The sequence below is a fragment of the Pseudomonas sp. F-14 TE3482 genome, from assembly GCF_053629455.1.
On record NZ_JBRJII010000001.1, the window covers coordinates 5,667,296 to 5,684,740 of the forward strand.

General features: G+C 60.2%; 13 protein-coding genes. 8 read left to right on the plus strand and 5 right to left on the minus strand.

The genetic code is table 11. The features are described 5' to 3' along the window. Positions 1-78 precede the first annotated feature (78 nt). Positions 79-924, plus strand: a complete 846-nt coding sequence (gene xdhC / locus AB7M26_RS25570; RefSeq protein WP_123496427.1) for a xanthine dehydrogenase accessory protein XdhC — start codon at positions 79-81, stop codon at positions 922-924. 41 nt (positions 925-965) lie between these two features. Beyond that, entirely contained in the window at positions 966-2,270 is a 1,305-nt protein-coding gene (gene guaD / locus AB7M26_RS25575; RefSeq protein ID WP_123496425.1) for a guanine deaminase, read from the plus strand. 179 nt (positions 2,271-2,449) lie between these two features. Here guaD and AB7M26_RS25580 read toward each other — a convergent pair whose 3' ends face one another. Beyond that, the gene (locus AB7M26_RS25580) at positions 2,450-3,214 is read right to left on the minus strand and encodes a GntR family transcriptional regulator (protein ID WP_123496423.1); all 765 of its coding nucleotides are present in this window, start codon (positions 3,212-3,214) and stop codon (positions 2,450-2,452) included. Between the two features lie 358 nt (positions 3,215-3,572). Between AB7M26_RS25580 and AB7M26_RS25585 the strand changes: the two genes are divergently transcribed. Then, positions 3,573-4,763 (plus strand): benzoate/H(+) symporter BenE family transporter, encoded by a 1,191-nt coding sequence (locus AB7M26_RS25585; RefSeq protein ID WP_008074079.1) that lies wholly within the window; start codon positions 3,573-3,575, stop codon positions 4,761-4,763. A gap of 148 nt (positions 4,764-4,911) precedes the next feature. Here the strand turns inward: AB7M26_RS25585 and AB7M26_RS25590 are convergent, their stop codons facing one another. Beyond that, a complete protein-coding gene (locus tag AB7M26_RS25590; RefSeq protein ID WP_007896965.1) occupies positions 4,912-5,256 on the minus strand; it encodes a YggL family protein in 345 nt (114 codons plus the stop codon). 234 nt (positions 5,257-5,490) lie between these two features. Between AB7M26_RS25590 and dacB the strand changes: the two genes are divergently transcribed. Further along, the gene (dacB, locus tag AB7M26_RS25595; RefSeq protein WP_123496421.1) at positions 5,491-6,951 is read left to right on the plus strand and encodes a D-alanyl-D-alanine carboxypeptidase/D-alanyl-D-alanine endopeptidase; all 1,461 of its coding nucleotides are present in this window, start codon (positions 5,491-5,493) and stop codon (positions 6,949-6,951) included. 137 nt (positions 6,952-7,088) lie between these two features. Here dacB and AB7M26_RS25600 read toward each other — a convergent pair whose 3' ends face one another. Continuing rightward, positions 7,089-9,479 carry a sensor domain-containing diguanylate cyclase gene (locus tag AB7M26_RS25600; protein WP_123496419.1) on the minus strand — a complete coding sequence of 797 codons (2,391 nt, stop codon included), beginning with the start codon at positions 9,477-9,479 and terminating at the stop codon, positions 7,089-7,091. A gap of 142 nt (positions 9,480-9,621) precedes the next feature. Next, positions 9,622-11,892, minus strand: a complete 2,271-nt coding sequence (gene rlmKL, locus AB7M26_RS25605) for a bifunctional 23S rRNA (guanine(2069)-N(7))-methyltransferase RlmK/23S rRNA (guanine(2445)-N(2))-methyltransferase RlmL (protein ID WP_123720838.1) — start codon at positions 11,890-11,892, stop codon at positions 9,622-9,624. A gap of 531 nt (positions 11,893-12,423) precedes the next feature. On the opposite strand from rlmKL, the gene rmf reads away from it, so the two are divergent. Continuing rightward, entirely contained in the window at positions 12,424-12,639 is a 216-nt protein-coding gene (rmf, locus tag AB7M26_RS25610; RefSeq protein ID WP_003223300.1) for a ribosome modulation factor, read from the plus strand. A 203-nt stretch (positions 12,640-12,842) separates the two neighbouring features. On the opposite strand, the gene AB7M26_RS25615 is transcribed toward rmf, so the two are convergent. Further along, a complete protein-coding gene (locus AB7M26_RS25615) occupies positions 12,843-13,862 on the minus strand; it encodes a quinone-dependent dihydroorotate dehydrogenase (RefSeq protein WP_008074083.1) in 1,020 nt (339 codons plus the stop codon). A 230-nt stretch (positions 13,863-14,092) separates the two neighbouring features. Here AB7M26_RS25615 and AB7M26_RS25620 point away from each other — a divergent pair, with 230 nt between their 5' ends. The 3 genes from AB7M26_RS25620 to AB7M26_RS25630 all read left to right on the plus strand — a co-directional run bounded on the left by AB7M26_RS25620 (position 14,093) and on the right by AB7M26_RS25630 (position 17,445). After that, a complete protein-coding gene (locus tag AB7M26_RS25620; protein ID WP_123496415.1) occupies positions 14,093-15,304 on the plus strand; it encodes a CmpA/NrtA family ABC transporter substrate-binding protein in 1,212 nt (403 codons plus the stop codon). 15 nt (positions 15,305-15,319) lie between these two features. Continuing rightward, positions 15,320-15,895: an ANTAR domain-containing response regulator gene (locus tag AB7M26_RS25625; RefSeq protein ID WP_008006986.1), complete on the plus strand. Its 576-nt coding sequence runs from the start codon at positions 15,320-15,322 to the stop codon at positions 15,893-15,895. Between the two features lie 338 nt (positions 15,896-16,233). Continuing rightward, positions 16,234-17,445 carry a nitrate/nitrite transporter gene (locus tag AB7M26_RS25630; RefSeq protein ID WP_123496413.1) on the plus strand — a complete coding sequence of 404 codons (1,212 nt, stop codon included), beginning with the start codon at positions 16,234-16,236 and terminating at the stop codon, positions 17,443-17,445.

Consider the following 17,445-nt stretch of genomic DNA (forward strand, 5'->3'; position numbering starts at 1 on the left):
GTACGATGCAATCCTTGTGGGAGCGTGGCTTGCCCGCGATGAGGCCCGAACAGACAACAATGTTGTAGGGGTGAAAACATGTACAACTGGATCGACGCCCTCGCCGACCTGCAAACCCGGGGCGAACCCTGTGTGTTGGTGACCATCATCGAAGAGCTCGGCTCGACGCCGCGTAATGCCGGCTCGAAGATGGTCATCAGCGCCACGCAAGCCTTCGACACCATCGGTGGTGGGCATCTGGAATACAAGGCCATGCAGATCGGCCGCGAGATGCTTGCCAGCGGCAAGCAGGACACCCACCTTGAGCGCTTCAGCCTCGGCGCCAGCCTGGGCCAGTGCTGCGGCGGCGTGACGGTGTTGCTGTTCGAACCGATGGGCCAGGTCCAGGCGCAGATCGCCGTATTCGGCGCCGGCCACGTCGGCCGGGCGCTGGTGCCGCTGCTCGCCAGCCTGCCCTGCCGGGTGCGCTGGATCGACTCGCGGGAAGCTGAATTCCCCGAACAGATCCCCCATGGCGTGCGCAAAATCGTCACCGAAGAACCGCTGGATGAAGTCGATGACTTGCCCGCCGGCAGCTACTGCATCGTCATGACCCACAATCACCAGCTCGACCTTGAACTCACCGCCGCAATCCTCAAGCGCAACGACTTCGCCTACTTCGGCCTGATCGGTTCGAAGACCAAACGGGTGAAGTTCGAACACCGCCTGCGTGACCGCGGTTTCGACAGCGCCGTGCTGCAACGCATGCGCTGCCCGATGGGCATCGGCGAAGTCAAAGGCAAGTTGCCTGTGGAAATCGCCATCTCCATCGCCGGCGAAATCATCGCCACCTATAACGCGAATTTCGGCCAGCACACCGCCAGCGCCGGATCATCGATCGCCAAACTGCTGCCTGCTTCACGCCGCAGCCAAGCTTCGAACTGAATGCTTCGAACTGAACAGCTTCGAACTAATTGAGAACGCTCATGCCCCAGACTCGCAAAGCCTACCGCGCCGCCCTCCTGCACAGCATCGCCGATCCCGCCGAGGTGGGTATCGAAGCTTCGTACGAGTATTTCGAAGACGGCCTGCTGGTAGTCGATAACGGCCAGATCAGCGCCATCGGCCACGCCAGCGAATTGCTGCCGACCCTGCCCGCCGATATCCAGATCACGCATTATCAGGACGCGCTGATCACCCCGGGTTTCATCGACACCCACATTCACTTGCCGCAAACCGGCATGGTCGGCGCCTACGGCGAACAACTACTGGACTGGCTGAACACCTACACCTTCCCCTGTGAAAGCCAGTTCGCCGACAAGAACCATGCGGACGAAGTCGCGGACATTTTCATCAAGGAACTGCTGCGCAACGGTACCACCACGGCGCTGGTGTTCGGCAGCGTGCATCCGCAATCGGTGAACTCGTTCTTCGAGGCTGCCGAACAGTTGGACCTGCGGATGATCGCCGGCAAGGTGATGATGGATCGCAACGCGCCGGACTACCTGACCGACACCGCCGAATCGAGCTACGTCGAAAGCAAGGCACTGATCGAGCGCTGGCACGGCAAGGGTCGCTTGCACTACGCGGTCACTCCACGTTTTGCACCGACCAGCACCCCGGAACAACTGACCCTCGCCGGCCAGTTGCTCAGCGAATATCCGGATCTGTACATGCAGACCCACATCAGCGAAAACCTCAAGGAAGTCGAGTGGGTCAAGGCGCTGTTCCCGGAGCGCAAGGGCTACCTGGACGTCTACGATCACTACCAATTGCTCGGTGAGCGCTCGGTGTTTGCTCACGGCGTGCACCTGTGCGACGACGAGTGCGCGCGGCTGGCGCAAACCGGCTCGGCGATCGCCTTCTGCCCGACCTCGAACTTCTTCCTCGGCAGCGGTCTGTTCAACCTGCCTATGGCCGAGAAGCACAAACTCAATGTCGGCCTCGGTACCGACGTCGGTGGCGGCACCAGTTTCTCGCTGCTGCAAACCCTGAACGAAGCCTACAAAGTCATGCAACTGCAAGGCGCGCGGCTGAGCCCGTTCAAGTCGCTGTACCTGGCCACCCTCGGCGGCGCCCGCGCGCTACGTCTGGAAGACAAGATCGGTACCTTGCAACCGGGTACCGATGCGGACTTCCTGGTGCTGGACTACAACGCCACGCCACTGCTCAGCTATCGCCTGAAACAGGCCAATAACATTGCCGAGACGTTGTTTGTATTGATGACGCTGGGGGATGACCGGACTGTTCTGCAGACGTATGCGGCGGGGAATCTGGTGCATCAGCGCTAGTTTTCTCCAAGCATAAAAAATCCCCCGTAGCCGTACAGCCCGGGGGATTTTTATTGCCTGTCAGATCGCTATCGCGGGCAAGCCCGCTCCCACAGGGTTCTAAGGTGGGGTGAAATCCTTGTGAACACTCCAGATCACTGTGGAAGGGCTTGCCCGCGATGGGCGCAACGCTGTCTGACTTAAAGCTTGGCTGTTGAACGCCCAGGCTTCCTGGTCTGCAACAAATGCGAAAACACCGCATGCAAATCATCCGACGCGCTTTCTTCGTCGAGGTTGAGTTTGCTGTCGATGTGGTCCATGTGATGCATCATCAAATCCACCGCCAGCGTCGCGTCCCGCGCTTCGATCGCGTCGATCAACTGAGTGTGTTCATCGTAGGAACAGTGAGAACGGTTGCCGCTCTCGTACTGGGCGATGATCAACGAAGTCTGCGACACCAGGCTGCGCTGGAAGCTGATCAGCGGGGCATTTTTCGCCGCTTCGGCCAGTTTCAAATGGAACTCGCCGGACAGACGGATACCGGCACCACGATCGCCACGGGAAAAACTGTCGCGCTCGTCGTTGACCATCTGCCGCAATTCGAGAAGTTGCTCGGCGGTGGCGTGCTGAACCGCCAACTCAGTGATCGCCCGCTCCACCAGACGCCGCGCCAGAAACACCTGACGGGCCTCTTCGACACTCGGGCTGGCGACGACAGCACCGCGATTCGGTCGCAGCAACACCACGCCTTCATGGGCCAGGCGCGACAGCGCGCGGCGAATGATGGTGCGGCTGACCCCGAAAATTTCCCCCAGCGCTTCTTCGCTCAACTTGGTGCCGGGCGCCAGACGCTGTTCGAGGATGGCCTCGAAGATATGCGCGTAGACCATATCGTCCTGGGTACCGCTGCGGCCGGCTTTGCCTGCTCGCGGTTGTTTCTTGAGGGGTTGCAACTGTTCGTTCATGGGCACTCGAGTCGGGAGAACTGCGGCGAATTGACCGTGACTGTAATACGGCACAGTGGGTCGCTGGCAAGTATCGCGTAAAAAACACCGCGATTGTACACAATGGAAGGTGGCAACACGACTGTACGGCTGTTTGTCGCCCTCGCTGTATCGCAACGACCGGTTACTTTTCAGTTTAGGCTTGAACGCAGAATCCGCTGCTCAACGCGATGCCCTGTAGGAGCGAGGCTTGCCCGCGAAGGCGCCGTGTCATTGCGCATTGATGTCGACTGACACTACGCCTTCGCGGGCAAGCCTCGCTCCTACAGGGTTCAGGGTTGATTCGGATATTTTCGTACGCACAAGGAACACCGCTGTCATGACCGACGCCACGCACACGCAGCTTCGCCCTCTGACTGACACATCACCCTCGGCCATCGTCGCCGGGTTCATTGCCATGATGACCGGCTACACCAGCTCACTGGTGCTGATGTTCCAGGCCGGGCAAGCAGCGGGCCTGACCAGCGGGCAGATTTCGTCGTGGATCTGGGCGATCTCTATCGGCATGGCGGTGTGCTCGATCGGCTTGTCCTTGCGCTACCGCACCCCGATCACCATCGCCTGGTCGACCCCCGGCGCGGCGTTGCTGATCACCAGCCTTGGCGGTGTCAGCTACGGCGAGGCCATTGGCGCCTATATCACTTGCGCGGTGCTGGTGACCCTCTGCGGCCTGACCGGCAGTTTCGAACGGCTGGTGAAAAAGATACCGGCCTCATTGGCGGCGGCGTTGCTGGCGGGGATTCTATTCAAGATCGGCAGCGAGATTTTCGTCGCCGCCCAGCACCGCACTGCGCTGGTCCTGGGAATGTTCTTCACCTATCTGGTGGTTAAGCGCCTCTCGCCGCGCTACGCCGTGCTCGCCGCGCTGTTGATCGGCACTGTGCTGTCAGGATTTATGGGGTTGCTGGATTTCAGTGGCTTCCATCTGGAAGTCGCGACACCGGTCTGGACTACACCGCATTTCTCCCTGGCCGCGACCATCAGCATTGGCATTCCCCTGTTCGTGGTGGCGATGACCTCGCAGAACATGCCGGGTATCGCCGTATTGCGCGCCGATGGCTACAACGTGCCGGCCTCACCGCTGATCACCACCACCGGCATTGCCTCGTTGCTGTTGGCGCCCTTCGGCTCCCATGGGATCAACCTGGCCGCCATCAGCGCGGCAATCTGCACCGGGCCGCATGCCCATGAAGATCGCAACAAACGCTACACGGCCGCCGTCTGGTGCGGGATTTTCTACGGAATTGCCGGGGTGTTCGGCGCGACGCTGGCGGCGTTGTTTGCCGCACTGCCTAAAGAATTGGTGCTGTCGATTGCCGCGCTGGCGCTGTTCGGCTCGATCATCAATGGGTTGAGCATTGCCATGGCGCAAGTGCAGGAACGGGAAGCAGCGCTGATTACCTTTATGGTCACGGCATCGGGGTTAACGCTGTTTTCCATCGGTTCGGCGTTTTGGGGGATTGTGGCGGGGGTGTTGACGTTGGTTATCTTGAATTGGCGTGGAGCCTGAAAGATCGCAGCCTCGTTTCACTCGACAGCTCCTACACAGCACCTACCATCGCATGCGTTGCCCTGTAGGAGCTGTCGAGTGAAACGAGGCTGTGATCTCTTGATCTTCAAAAAAAACGGCGACCCTTGGGTCGCCGTTTTTTAGAACATCAAGCTACCGGATTGATCGGCTTTTCCGGGTACCAGACGTCGATCAGCGGGCTGACGGTTGCTTCGGTCAATTCGCTGCGGCCTTTGAGCCAGGCTTCAACAGCGGCACGCTGCTCTTCGGAGACCGAGCCACGCTTTTGCAGGCAAACCAGACCGAAGTCGTCGCCGCCAACATAGCCCAGACCGTTGGCTTCCATGGCTTCTTTCAGGAACGCGTCGAGGAAAGCATCAATGGCTTCATCAGCCAAATCTTCTTTGAAATCCAGGTTCAGTTCGAAACCCAGCTCTTGAAATTCATCGACGCACAGTTTTTTGCGCAGACGCTGGGAACGGTTAGTCGCCATTGGAACAATCCTCATAAGTATTAACGGGCCGCACTTTAGCAGTTTAAGGCGCCGATTGCCCGTCCCAGAATGCCGCTACACCTACCGCCGGTAAAAAAATAGCCGATTAGACGACCGGGGTACGGCACAAGCTGTTGCACCTTGGGGCATAATGCCGACACTTTCATGACCGCTGAGGGAATTTATCTCCATGCCCTCGTCTTTTTTCCCCTCGGCTGTAGGGTTTTATTTCAAATGAGCAAATCTTTGCGTCCATTGCTGCTGGCCAGCCTTCTTCTGCCCCTGGCCCTCCCCGTTTCCGCCGCCTCGATCAACACCGCCCTGTCGCCCAACGTCGAAAAGGCTCTCAAGGCCAGCAAACTGCAAGACAGTGCCCTGTCGCTGGTAATGATCCCGCTCAACGGCCCGGGCACCGCAACCATTCATAACGCTGATGTTTCGGTTAACCCGGCCTCGACCATGAAGCTGGTGACCACGTACGCCGCGCTGGAAATGCTCGGCCCGAACCACCAGTGGAAAACCGAGTTCTACACCGACGGCACCCTCAGCGGCGGCATCCTCAACGGCAACCTCTACCTCAAGGGTGGCGGCGATCCGAAGCTCAACATGGAAAAACTCTGGCTGCTGATGCGCGATTTGCGCGCCAACGGCGTGACCCAGGTCACCGGCGACCTGGTGCTGGACCGCGGCTTCTTCGTGCAACCACAACTGCCTGAATTCAACGACGACGGCAACGACGAGAACAAACCGTTCCTGGTCAAACCCGACGCGCTGCTGGTCAACCTCAAGGCCCTGCGCTTCGTGGCCCGCAACGACTCGGGCAAGGTCCTGGTGTCGGTCGAGCCACCGATTGCCAGCATCCGCATCGACAATCAGGTCAAGGCGCTCAACTCCAAGCAATGCACCGGTGGCGTGCGTTACAACCCGGTGGCCCAGGCTGATGGCAGCGTCACCGTGACCGTTGGCGGCCAGTTGGGCGAAGGCTGCAGCTCCCAGACCTACCTGTCGCTGCTTGATCACGCGACCTACACCGCTGGCGCTGTGCGGGCGATCTGGAAGGAACTGGGCGGCAGCATCCAGGGCCAGGATCGTCTGGCACCGACGCCGAGCAACGCCAAGGTGCTGGCCCGGGCCTACTCGCCAGACCTGGCGGAAATCATTCGCGACATCAACAAATACAGTAACAACACCATGGCTCAGCAGTTGTTCCTGAGCCTGGGCCAGAAGTTCCGCACGGATGCCGACGGTGACGATGCCAAGGCAGCCCAGCGCGTGGTGCGTCAGTGGCTGGCGAGAAAAGGCATCACTGCGCCGCACCTGGTGATGGAGAACGGCTCCGGCCTGTCCCGCGCCGAGCGCGTGAGTGCCCGTGAAATGGCCGCGATGCTGCAAGCCGCCTGGCGCAGCCCGTATTCCGCCGAGTTCATCAGCTCGATGCCCATTGCCGGCACCGACGGCACCATGCGCAAACGCCTGAAGACCACCGCGATGCGCGGTGAAGCCCACGTCAAGACCGGCACCCTGAACACCGTGCGCGCCATCTCCGGCTACAGCCGCGACATCAATGGCAATACCTGGGCGGTCGTGGCGATCCTCAACGACAAGGCACCATTTGGCGCCTCCTCGGTGTTGGATCAGGTGCTGCTGGACCTGTATCGCCAGCCGAAACTGCCGGAAACGGCTTCGGTGTTGTAACCCGATCGTCCAGACACTGGAGATCAAAAAATGTGGGAGCGGGCTTGCTCGCAAATGCGGTGTGTCATTCAGCATTAATGTCGACTGATACACCGCATTCGCGAGCAAGCCCGCTCCCACAGGGTCCGCATGCTGTCCTAGCTCATCTGCCCCTCAACCCGATCCCTTCCCGCCTGCTTCGCCGCATATACCCCTGAGTCCGCCCGCAACAGCAGCGAATCCGCGCCCTCTCCGGCCCGCCAACTGGCAATCCCGAAACTCGCGGTGACGATACCGACCTCGTCAATCGGCGCATTGCGCAACCCTTGCCACAACTCCACGGCCAGCACGTGGGCCTGTTCGCCGTTGATATCCGGACAGAGCACCATGAACTCTTCGCCGCCCAGGCGACAAAACACGTCTGTGCACCGCAGGCGACCGCCAATGCGCTCGCACACGGCCTGCAATACCCGATCACCCACGGCATGACCGTGCTGATCATTGATGCGCTTGAAGTGATCGATGTCGAGCATGATCACTGACAACTCGCCACCGCCGCGCTCGACCCGCGCCATTTCGGTGGTCAGGCGCTCCTGGAAGTAGCGACGGTTATGGATCCCGGTCAGGGAGTCGGTCACTGACAGTGCGCGCAACTCCTCCTCCACGCGCTTGAGGTCGGAAATGTCCGAGATGAAACCATGCCATAGCACACCGCCACCGGGCAGTTCTTCAGGAGTCGCTTCACCGCGGACCCAGCGCAGACCACGCTGGGGCAATTGCACGCGGTACTCTTCACGCCAAGGGCTGAGGGTGTCAGCCGAGGCCAGGATTGAAGCGCGGACCCGACGCGCGTCCTGAGGATGAATCCGCGCGAACACCGCTTCGGCGTTGAGCAACAGCACGTCCGGCTCGAGTTCGTAGATATCGCGCATACCGTCGCTGGCGTAGATCACGCTGAAGCGCCCATCGAATTCCATCTTGAACTGGTAGATCCCGCCGGGCACATGGGCGCTGAGTTTCTTCAACAACAGGTCACGTGCCGCCAGGGCTTCGTGGACGCGCTTGCGCTCGGTGATGTCGATACAAATCGCCAGGTGCCCGACCCACAAGCCTTGCTCGTCGAGTACCGGGGTCGCCAGCATGTTCACCGTCAAGTGACTGCCGTCGTGGCGCACCAGCGTCCACTCACGGGCTTCGTGACCGCCCTCTTCCCCGCCTTCGACCAGCATCGCCTGACACGTCGGGATGGGCTTGCCATAGCGCGCGCTCAACTCGGCCGAGCGCGCTTCGAGTTCCCGGGGCAGATGCAGGCTTTCCAGGGTCATGTGGCCTATGACCTGCGCACTGCAATAGCCGAGCATTTGCTCTGCACCGGCGTTGAAGGTGCTAATCACCCCGCGCAAGTCGGTGGCGATGATCGCCACCTGAGTCGCGGCATCCAGCACACCGCGCAACTGGCCATGGGTGCCGCGCAACTCTTGCTCACGATCGTGAAGTTCCTGGGTCCGCTGCTCCACCATTTTCAACGCTCGCTGGCGCTGGCTGACCAACACATAGAGAAACACACTGAGCAGCAGGCTGAGCAAACCGCCGAGTACCACCAGGCTGGCCACCGAGGAATGGTTGGCTTTCAGGAACGCGGCGCTGGGACGCATGTCCACTTGATAGTCATGGTCGGCCAGACGTAGCAAACGTGTGGAGGACAAGTCACTGGCCCCCGCCGTGTTGGTCGACTCATACAACACTTCATGCTGATCATCGGTGGACAAGTCGAGGATACGCACCGAGAGAGAGTCATGATTCTCTTCCGGCAGCCCGTCCGCCAACAACTGACGCATGCTGATCACCGCCATGACATAACCGGCGGGCGCAGCATTGGGGAGGTTCTGATGGATGACCGGAGCCACTAGCAACACGCCCCGCGAATAGGCGGGCTCGATGCCTACCAGATGCAACGGTTGCGACACGGCCATACGGCCATTGCGATCGGCGCGTTCCAGGGTCGAACGGCGCAGGGGCTGGGCCAGCAAGTCGTAACCCAGCGGCGTAGGCAGTCGGCTCTGGGTTTGGGTGTAGAGCACCGGTACATACTCGTCCCGCTCTACGGCAGGTTGCAACTGGCCGTCGGCGGCAAGTTCGCGAAAGGTGAAGCCGCTCAAGCCTTCTTCTCGCACCTCGCGTTCAAGCAGAGGACGTTCGGCGCGGGAAACCCGGGGGGCCCAGGAGTAAGCCTGGGTGCGACGCAAAAGAGGTTTGGCGTAACCGTCGAATTCCTCGCGGGACACCGATTCGGAATTGACGAAGAACCGACGCAGGCCGTCAAGGCGCTGCTCCTGATCTTCGAAACGTTCTTCGATACGGCTGTAACGTTCACTGGCGAGCAGCTGGAAACGTTGCCGCAATTGCTGATGAAACTGATTGAACGTCGCCCAGGCCAGCAATCCCGTGAGAACCCCGCCGACAAGCAATGCCAACAGTGCGACCAGCCAGGCCGAAACATCTTCGCGGATAAAACCCAGGATCTTGGGGCGCACGGCGTGCAGCGACATAGATACAACTCAAAACGCCAGGTGCCGGAAAAGCCCATTGGCCATGCGTTGAGTTATAGCTATTAGCCACTAATTTGACCAGCACTGAAAGAACCCAAGAGCCTTTAAAAATCAAGGCTCTGGATCCAATCAGGCTCAAGTGTCAGCGAGCAGTGATCTTCCACGCACGGTGGATCTTGCCATTACGGGCGAAATCCGGATCGATGGTCTGGGCGGTGATTTCTTCAACGGCATAACGCTCGGTGAGGTTTTCCTCGAGCTGGAACTTGCGGAAGTTGTTGGAGAAGTACAACACCCCGCCCGGCGCCAGACGTGCCATCGCCAAGTCGATCAACTGCACCTGATCACGCTGCACGTCGAAGATCCCTTCCATGCGCTTGGAGTTGGAGAAGGTCGGCGGGTCGATGAAGATCAGGTCGTACTCGTCACGGCAGGCATCGAGCCAGGCCATCACATCGCCCTGTTCCAGACGGTTCTTGTCGGAAAAACCGTTCAGCGACAGGTTGCGACGCGCCCAATCCAGATAGGTTTTCGACAGGTCGACGCTGGTGGTGCTGCGCGCACCGCCCTTGGCTGCATGAACGCTGGCGGTCGCGGTGTAGCAATACAGGTTGAGGAAGCGCTTGCCGGCCGCCTCTTTCTGGATTCGCATGCGCATCGGCCGGTGGTCGAGGAACAGCCCGGTGTCGAGGTAGTCGGTGAGGTTCACCAGCAGCTTCACGCCGCCTTCGTTGACCTCATTGAACTTGCCCTGTGCGCTCTGGCGTTCGTACTGCTTGGTGCCGCTCTGACGCTCGCGACGTTTGACCACCACGCGGTTCTTGTCGATGTTCAGCGCCTGCGGGATCGCCGCCAGGGCATCGAACATCCGTGCCGAGGCTTTTTCCGGATCGATGGATTTCGGTGCAGCGTATTCCTGAACGTGGACCCAGTCGTGATACAGGTCGATGGCCATGGAATATTCCGGCATGTCGGCATCGTAGACGCGGTAGCAGTCGATACCTTCACGCTTGACCCACTTACCGAGGGCCTTGAGGTTTTTTTGCAGACGGTTGGCAAACATTTGCCCGCCTTCGCTCAAGCGCGGTTGCTCGATCACCACCGGGGCCGGCTTGATCGGGTTGCCGTTCTTGTTGTACTTCTCGTACTTGCCCGGCGCTTCGATGTTCGATGGAGCGTCGGATTCGGCCTGTTCGCGCTCGATCTGGCGCTGTTCCGGAGTGCGACGCTCGCCAGTGACGAACTGGTCCGGCGTGACCTTGATCAGCAGCAATTTGCACGGCAGGGCGCCGTTCCAGAACGAATACTGTTTGTGGCTGCGGATGCCCATGCGCTTGCCCAGGTCCGGGGCGCCGGTGAACACCGCCGCTTCCCAGTTCAAGCAGGCCTGACGCAGACGTTCGCCGAGGTTCTGGTAGAGGTAGAGCAGGCTCGCCTCATCGCCCAGACGCTCGCCGTACGGAGGGTTGCAGATCACCAGGCCTTTCTGGTTCTGGTCCGGGCGCGGCTCGAACGTCGCGACTTCGCCCTGGTAGATTTTGATCCACTCACTCAGGCCGGCACGTTCGACGTTATTGCGGCCCGGTTGAATCAGGCGTGGGTCAGCTTCGTAACCGCGAATCCACAGCGGTGGCTTGGCCAGACCGGCTGCGGCGCGTTCGGTGGCTTCTTCGTGGAGCTTTTTCCACAGCGCCGGCACGTGACCGAGCCAGGCGGTGAAACCCCACTGCTCACGACGCAGGTTCGGCGCCATGTCGGCGGCGATCATCGCGGCTTCGACCAGGAACGTACCGACACCGCACATCGGGTCAGCCAGTGCGCCACCATCGGCGGCAATCCGTGGCCAGCCGGAACGGATCAGAATCGCCGCCGCGAGGTTTTCCTTCAGCGGCGCAGCGCCCTGCTGCAAGCGGTAACCACGCTGGTGCAAGCTATGGCCGGAAAGGTCGAGAGACAAAATCGCTTCGCCACGGTCCAGGCGCAAGTGAATGCGCAGGTCCGGGTTGAGCTTGTCGATGGACGGACGATCGCCTTGGGGAGTGCGCAGTTTATCGACGATCGCATCCTTGACCTTCAAAGCGCCGAAGTGCGTGTTATCGATGCCCGAACCGTGACCGCTGAATTCGACGGCCAGGGTGCCATCGTTGAGCATGTGGTCTTGCCACTCGATATCCAGCACACCGTGGTAGAGGTCTTCGGCGTCCTTCATTGGGAAGCGCTTGAGCACCAGCAGCACACGGTTCGCCAGACGCGACCACAGGCACAGGCGATAGGCGGTTTCCATGGTGGCCATGCCGCGCACAGCCGAGGTGTGCTCACGTGCTTCCTCAAGGCCAAGCCCGACGGCTTCCTCGATGAGCAGGCCTTCAAGGCCTTTGGGGCAAGTGAGGAAGAGTTCGAAACGATCGGACATGGTAATTCCAGAGCCTTTAGCTAAGTGAACCGGCAACGCATTGCCGATCCGGTTTTCAATCAGGCGCTTTTCTAACAGAGCGCCCGCGTGGCACGAAGGTGTGCCGTCCCCACCCTGACTGCTCGGGTTAAAAGAGCTTAGATGCCAGGGCAGATAAAAAAGTTGATGCAACAAAATGTCATAAGTCGACCCTTCGTCGAATAGTCCCCAAGTGAACGGGTGTCATTCTCGTTAAAGGCCTCAACCCTCTCATCCCGCGCAGGGCCGATCATACCGGGGTTTGGCCAATAAACACGGGACAAATATCGTGTTACTTATGGCCATAGCATCTTTATGGTTACGTTCTTATGACAAAACGATCATTCCCTCGATGTGACGCATTGGTTAGAACTCAACTCAGGTTGACGTCGCAACGGCGTCAACACCTTGGCTCGCGACGCCGGCAGCGAGCCGCCAACGGCAGGAATTTTCTGCCTGACCTCGATTGAGGTCGACGCGATAAATACAGTCAACAAGTGAGGGAAACACCCTATGAGAAGACTTAAGCGTGATCCGTTGGAAAGAGCATTTTTGCGCGGATATCAATATGGCGTTGGTGGTAAATCCCGTGAGCTTTGCCCTTTTACTCTACCGTCGGTACGCCAAGCCTGGATCAATGGCTGGCGAGAAGGACGCGGCGACAACTGGGACGGTATGACCGGCACTGCGGGAATCCACAGACTCAACGAACTTCACGCCGTCGGCTAATACAGGGCACACACTCCGACACGACAATCTGATTACGTAATGACTTAACCACGCACGTCCCATCCGGACGGCGGGCTTCGGCCCAGGGGCTCCTTCGAGGAGCCCTTTTTTATGCCTGTAAATATTGCGTTGGTGATGTCGCTTTTGTGGCGAGGGAGCTTGCTCCCTCGCCACAGTTAATCCTCATCGCCGCATATGAATCTTCAGCGCAGCGCAGCGATGGCATCCACCGATTCACGAATCAGCGCCGGGCCTTTATAGATAAAGCCAGAGTAAATCTGCACCAAACTCGCACCCGCGGCAATTTTCTCAGCCGCGTGCTTGCCTTCAGTGATGCCGCCCACGGCAATGATCGGCAAACGACCGGCCAGTTCCGCCGCCAGCACCTTCACCGTGTGAGTGCTCTTGTCGCGAACCGGTGCGCCGGATAACCCGCCCGCCTCGTCACCATGTTCCATACCTTCGACACCGACGCGGCTCAGGGTGGTGTTGGTGGCAATCACCGCGTCCATCCCGGTTTCGATCAACGCTTGAGCGACTTGAACGGTTTCTTCATCAGTCATGTCCGGCGCGATCTTGATCGCCAACGGAACATGCTTGCCGTGACGCAGGGCCAGTTCCGCCCGGCGGGTAGCCAGGTCGGCGAGCAATTGCTTGAGCGAATCACCGAATTGCAGGCTGCGCAGGCCCGGGGTGTTCGGTGAACTGACGTTGACTGTCACGTAGCTGGCGTGGGCATAAACCTTGTCCAGGCAGATCAGGTAGTCATCGACCGCACGTTCAACCGGCGTATCGAAATTTTTGCCGATGTTGATGCCCAGCACGCCCTTGTACTTGGCCGCCGCCACACGAGCGAGCAAGTGATCGACGCCGAGGTTGTTGAAGCCCATGCGGTTGATGATCGCCTCGGCGTCCGGCAAGCGGAAAATCCGTGGTTTCGGGTTACCCGGTTGCGGTCGCGGAGTGATGGTACCGATTTCAACGAAACCGAAACCCAATTGGGCAAAACCATCGATCGCCGCGCCGTTCTTGTCCAGACCGGCCGCCAAACCCACCGGGTTCGGGAACTCCAGGCCCATGACCGTCACCGGCAGTTTCGCCGGTGCCTTGCACAGCAAGCCGTTAAGGCCCAAACGCCCGCCCGCGCCGATCAGGTCCAGGGACAGATCGTGGGAGGTTTCCGGGGAAAGTTTGAACAGCAGCTGACGGGCCAGGGTGTACATGGGCAGGCTTGACTCGGTTGGCGATGAGAGGCGGCGATTATAGCCGCGCATCGGGTCCACAGGCGAGGCGCGCAACAAAATCAGCCAGCGATGGCATATGCCTTGCACCAATCACAGGCATCAGCACTCATGCCAACGGCGGGATGGGTGGAAGGACAATGGCGTCGTCACCCGGCTTTGCCCACGCAAAGGCCTTGGGACGACGCTTTTTTTTGGAAGGTGCGAAATCGATGAACGAACCATCAGCCGGCCCACTGGCCTGGGTCAACGGCAGCGATGCCCCGGAAAAGACTGAAATAAACCTCGGCTTCATGGCCCTGAGCGACTGCGCCTCAGTGGTGGTCGCCGCCACTCAGGGCTTCGCCCAACCCTACGGTCTGACCCTGAACCTCAAGCGCCAGTCGTCCTGGGCCAACCTGCGGGACAAACTGGTCAGCGGCGAACTCGACGCCGCCCACAGCCTCTACGGCCTGATTTACGCCGTGCACCTGGGCATCGGCGGCGTAGCCTCCACCGACATGGCCGTGCTCATGGGCCTGAACCAGAACGGTCAGAGCATCAACCTCTCCCACGGCTTGCAGGCCCTGGATGTGACCAGTCCTGAAGCACTGGACCGGCACGTGCACCAAAGTCGCCCAAAACTGACCTTCGCCCAGACATTTCCTACGGGCACCCATGCCATGTGGCTGTATTACTGGCTCGCGAGTCAGGGCATTCATCCGTTGCAGGATGTCGACAGCGTGGTGGTGCCGCCGCCGCAAATGGTCGCGCACCTACAAGCCGGGCGCATCGACGGTTTCTGCGTCGGCGAGCCGTGGGCGGCCAGTGCGGTGCAGCAGAATCTCGGGTTTACCATGGCCACCACCCAGACAATCTGGCCCGATCACCCGGAAAAAGTCCTCGGCTGCACCCGCACCTTTGTCGAGCAATACCCCAACACCGCACGGGCATTGGTGATGGCGATCCTCGAAGCCAGCCGATTCATCGAAGCCAGCCACGAAAATCGCCGCAGCACCGCGCAACTGTTGAGTGCGCCTGAGTATCTGGATGCACCGCTCGACTGCATCGAACCACGGTTGCTCGGTGACTACGCCGACGGCCTGGGTAATCGCTGGCAAGACCCGCACGCCATGCGTTTTCACGGTGGTGGCGAGGTCAATTTTCCGTATTTGTCCGACGGTATGTGGTTCATGACCCAGTTCCGTCGCTGGGGCTTGTTGCGTGACGACCCGGATTACCTCGGCGTGGCCCGTCAGGTCCAGCAACTAGACTTATACCGTGAGGCCGCCACCGCTGTCGGTGTGTCCGCCCGGAGCCAGGAAATGCGCAACAGTCAATTGATCGACGGCAAAATCTGGGACGGCTCAGACCCGGCCGGCTATGCCCGCAGCTTCACGCTGCACGCCATGAGCGACAGCGCTCCCCTTCTCGCCAGCCGCTGACAGGAGCCTACGAATATGTTGCGTATCCTGCTGATCAATGACACTGCGAAAAAAGTCGGGCGCCTGAAGGCGGCTCTGACCGAAGCCGGGTTCGAGGTCATCGACGAGTCCGGCCTGACCATTGACCTGCCCGCGCGCGTCGAAACGGTGCGTCCGGACGTGATTTTGATCGATACCGAGTCACCAAGCCGCGATGTGATGGAGCAAGTGGTGCTGGTGACCCGTGACCAACCACGGCCGATTGTGATGTTCACCGACGAGCACGACCCCGACGTGATGCGCCGGGCGATCAAGTCCGGCGTCAGTGCCTACATCGTCGAAGGCATTCACGCACAACGCTTGCAGCCGATTCTCGACGTGGCCATGGCGCGCTTTGAAAGCGACCAGGCCCTGCGGGCGCAACTGCACGCCCGCGACCAGCAACTGGCCGAGCGCAAGCGCATCGAGCTGGCCAAGGGGCTGCTGATGAAGATGAAGGACTGCAACGAAGAAGAGGCCTACACCCTGATGCGCCGCCAGGCCATGAGCCGCCAGCAGAAGCTGATACAGGTGGCGGAGCAGATCATTGCCATGAGTGAACTGCTTGGCTGAAGCCTTGTGGTGCATTGGAGGACGCCATCGCGGGCAAGCCCGCTCCCACATGGATCTTCGGTGTCCACAAAACCTGTGGGAGCGGGCTTGCCCGCGATGGCCATAACGCGATCTCACGTGTTGGCACAGATCTCGCTAGGTAATCCCTGCAAGGTAACCAACGGCGGTTGCCCCACCTACGACGAAGACGTCGCTCACCTCATTCGCCCCCTGGCGGATCGGGTAGCGGCGTTTTTCCGTTTTGGCCCCAGAGACCGGGGCTGGTGGTGCGGCCGTTGCGGCGCCCCACCTGCAAGCTCATGACTCCTTCTTGATACGCCTGACAGCTGAGGTGCGCGATGAATTCAAGCTTCTGGAAATCCGGCCATACCCCGACACTGTTCGCAGCCTTCCTCTATTTCGATCTGAGCTTCATGGTCTGGTACCTGCTCGGCCCTTTGGCGGTGCAGATCGCCGCTGATCTGCACCTGACCACCCAACAACGCGGGCTGGTGGTGGCCACGCCGATTCTGGCCGGGGCCATATTGCGCTTTGTGATGGGCCTGCTGGCTGATCGTCTGTCGCCAAAAATCGCCGGGATGATCGGCCAGGTGATCGTCATCTGCGCCCTGTTCGTCGCCTGGAAAGTCGGCATCCACAGTTACGAACAAGCGTTGTTGCTAGGCCTGTTCCTTGGCGTGGCAGGTGCGTCATTCGCCGTCGCCCTGCCATTGGCCTCGCAATGGTATCCGCCCCAGCACCAAGGCAAAGCCATGGGCATCGCCGGTGCCGGCAACTCGGGCACTGTACTCGCAGCCTTGATCGCCCCGGTGCTGGCCGCCGCATTTGGCTGGAGCAACGTGTTCGGCTTCGCCCTGATCCCGCTGGTCCTGACCCTGATCGTCTTCGCCTGGCTGGCCAAGAATGCTCCCGAGCGGCCGAAAGCCAAATCGATGGCCGACTACTTCAAGGCCCTGGGTGACCGCGACAGTTGGTGGTTCATGTTTTTCTACAGCGTGACCTTCGGCGGTTTCATCGGCCTGGCCAGCGCCCTGCCTGGCTACTTCAACGACCAATACGGCCTGAGCCCGGTGACTGCCGGCTACTACACTGCTGCTTGTGTGTTCGGTGGCAGCCTGATGCGTCCGTTGGGCGGCGCGCTGGCGGATCGCTTCGGCGGGATTCGCACCTTGCTTGCGATGTACACCGTGGCAGCGATCTGCATTGCGACCGTGGGTTTCAATCTGCCGAATTCCTACGCCGCGCTGGCGCTTTTCGTGTGCACTATGCTCGGTTTGGGTGCAGGCAACGGTGCCGTATTCCAGTTGGTCCCGCAGCGTTTTCGTCGGGAGATCGGTGTGATGACCGGGCTGATCGGCATGGCCGGCGGCATCGGTGGCTTCGCACTGGCCGCCGGCATGGGCGCGATCAAGCAAAGCACCGGCAGCTATCAACTGGCCTTGTGGTTGTTCGCCAGCCTTGGCGTGCTTGCCTGGTTCGGTCTGCACGGTGTGAAACGTCGCTGGAGAACCACCTGGGGTTCGGCAGCCGTCACCGCAGCACGGGTGTGA

What these genes read in the sequence shown, in the direction of transcription:
- xdhC (WP_123496427.1), top strand. Translation starts at nt 79, where the DNA reads ATGTACAACTGGATCGACGCCCTCGCCGACCTGCAAACCCGGGGCGAA.
- guaD (WP_123496425.1), top strand. Translation starts at nt 966, where the DNA reads ATGCCCCAGACTCGCAAAGCCTACCGCGCCGCCCTCCTGCACAGCATC.
- AB7M26_RS25580 (WP_123496423.1), bottom strand. Translation starts at nt 3,214, where the DNA reads ATGAACGAACAGTTGCAACCCCTCAAGAAACAACCGCGAGCAGGCAAA.
- AB7M26_RS25585 (WP_008074079.1), top strand. Translation starts at nt 3,573, where the DNA reads ATGACCGACGCCACGCACACGCAGCTTCGCCCTCTGACTGACACATCA.
- AB7M26_RS25590 (WP_007896965.1), bottom strand. Translation starts at nt 5,256, where the DNA reads ATGGCGACTAACCGTTCCCAGCGTCTGCGCAAAAAACTGTGCGTCGAT.
- dacB (WP_123496421.1), top strand. Translation starts at nt 5,491, where the DNA reads ATGAGCAAATCTTTGCGTCCATTGCTGCTGGCCAGCCTTCTTCTGCCC.
- AB7M26_RS25600 (WP_123496419.1), bottom strand. Translation starts at nt 9,479, where the DNA reads ATGTCGCTGCACGCCGTGCGCCCCAAGATCCTGGGTTTTATCCGCGAA.
- rlmKL (WP_123720838.1), bottom strand. Translation starts at nt 11,892, where the DNA reads ATGTCCGATCGTTTCGAACTCTTCCTCACTTGCCCCAAAGGCCTTGAA.
- rmf (WP_003223300.1), top strand. Translation starts at nt 12,424, where the DNA reads ATGAGAAGACTTAAGCGTGATCCGTTGGAAAGAGCATTTTTGCGCGGA.
- AB7M26_RS25615 (WP_008074083.1), bottom strand. Translation starts at nt 13,862, where the DNA reads ATGTACACCCTGGCCCGTCAGCTGCTGTTCAAACTTTCCCCGGAAACC.
- AB7M26_RS25620 (WP_123496415.1), top strand. Translation starts at nt 14,093, where the DNA reads ATGAACGAACCATCAGCCGGCCCACTGGCCTGGGTCAACGGCAGCGAT.
- AB7M26_RS25625 (WP_008006986.1), top strand. Translation starts at nt 15,320, where the DNA reads ATGTTGCGTATCCTGCTGATCAATGACACTGCGAAAAAAGTCGGGCGC.
- AB7M26_RS25630 (WP_123496413.1), top strand. Translation starts at nt 16,234, where the DNA reads ATGAATTCAAGCTTCTGGAAATCCGGCCATACCCCGACACTGTTCGCA.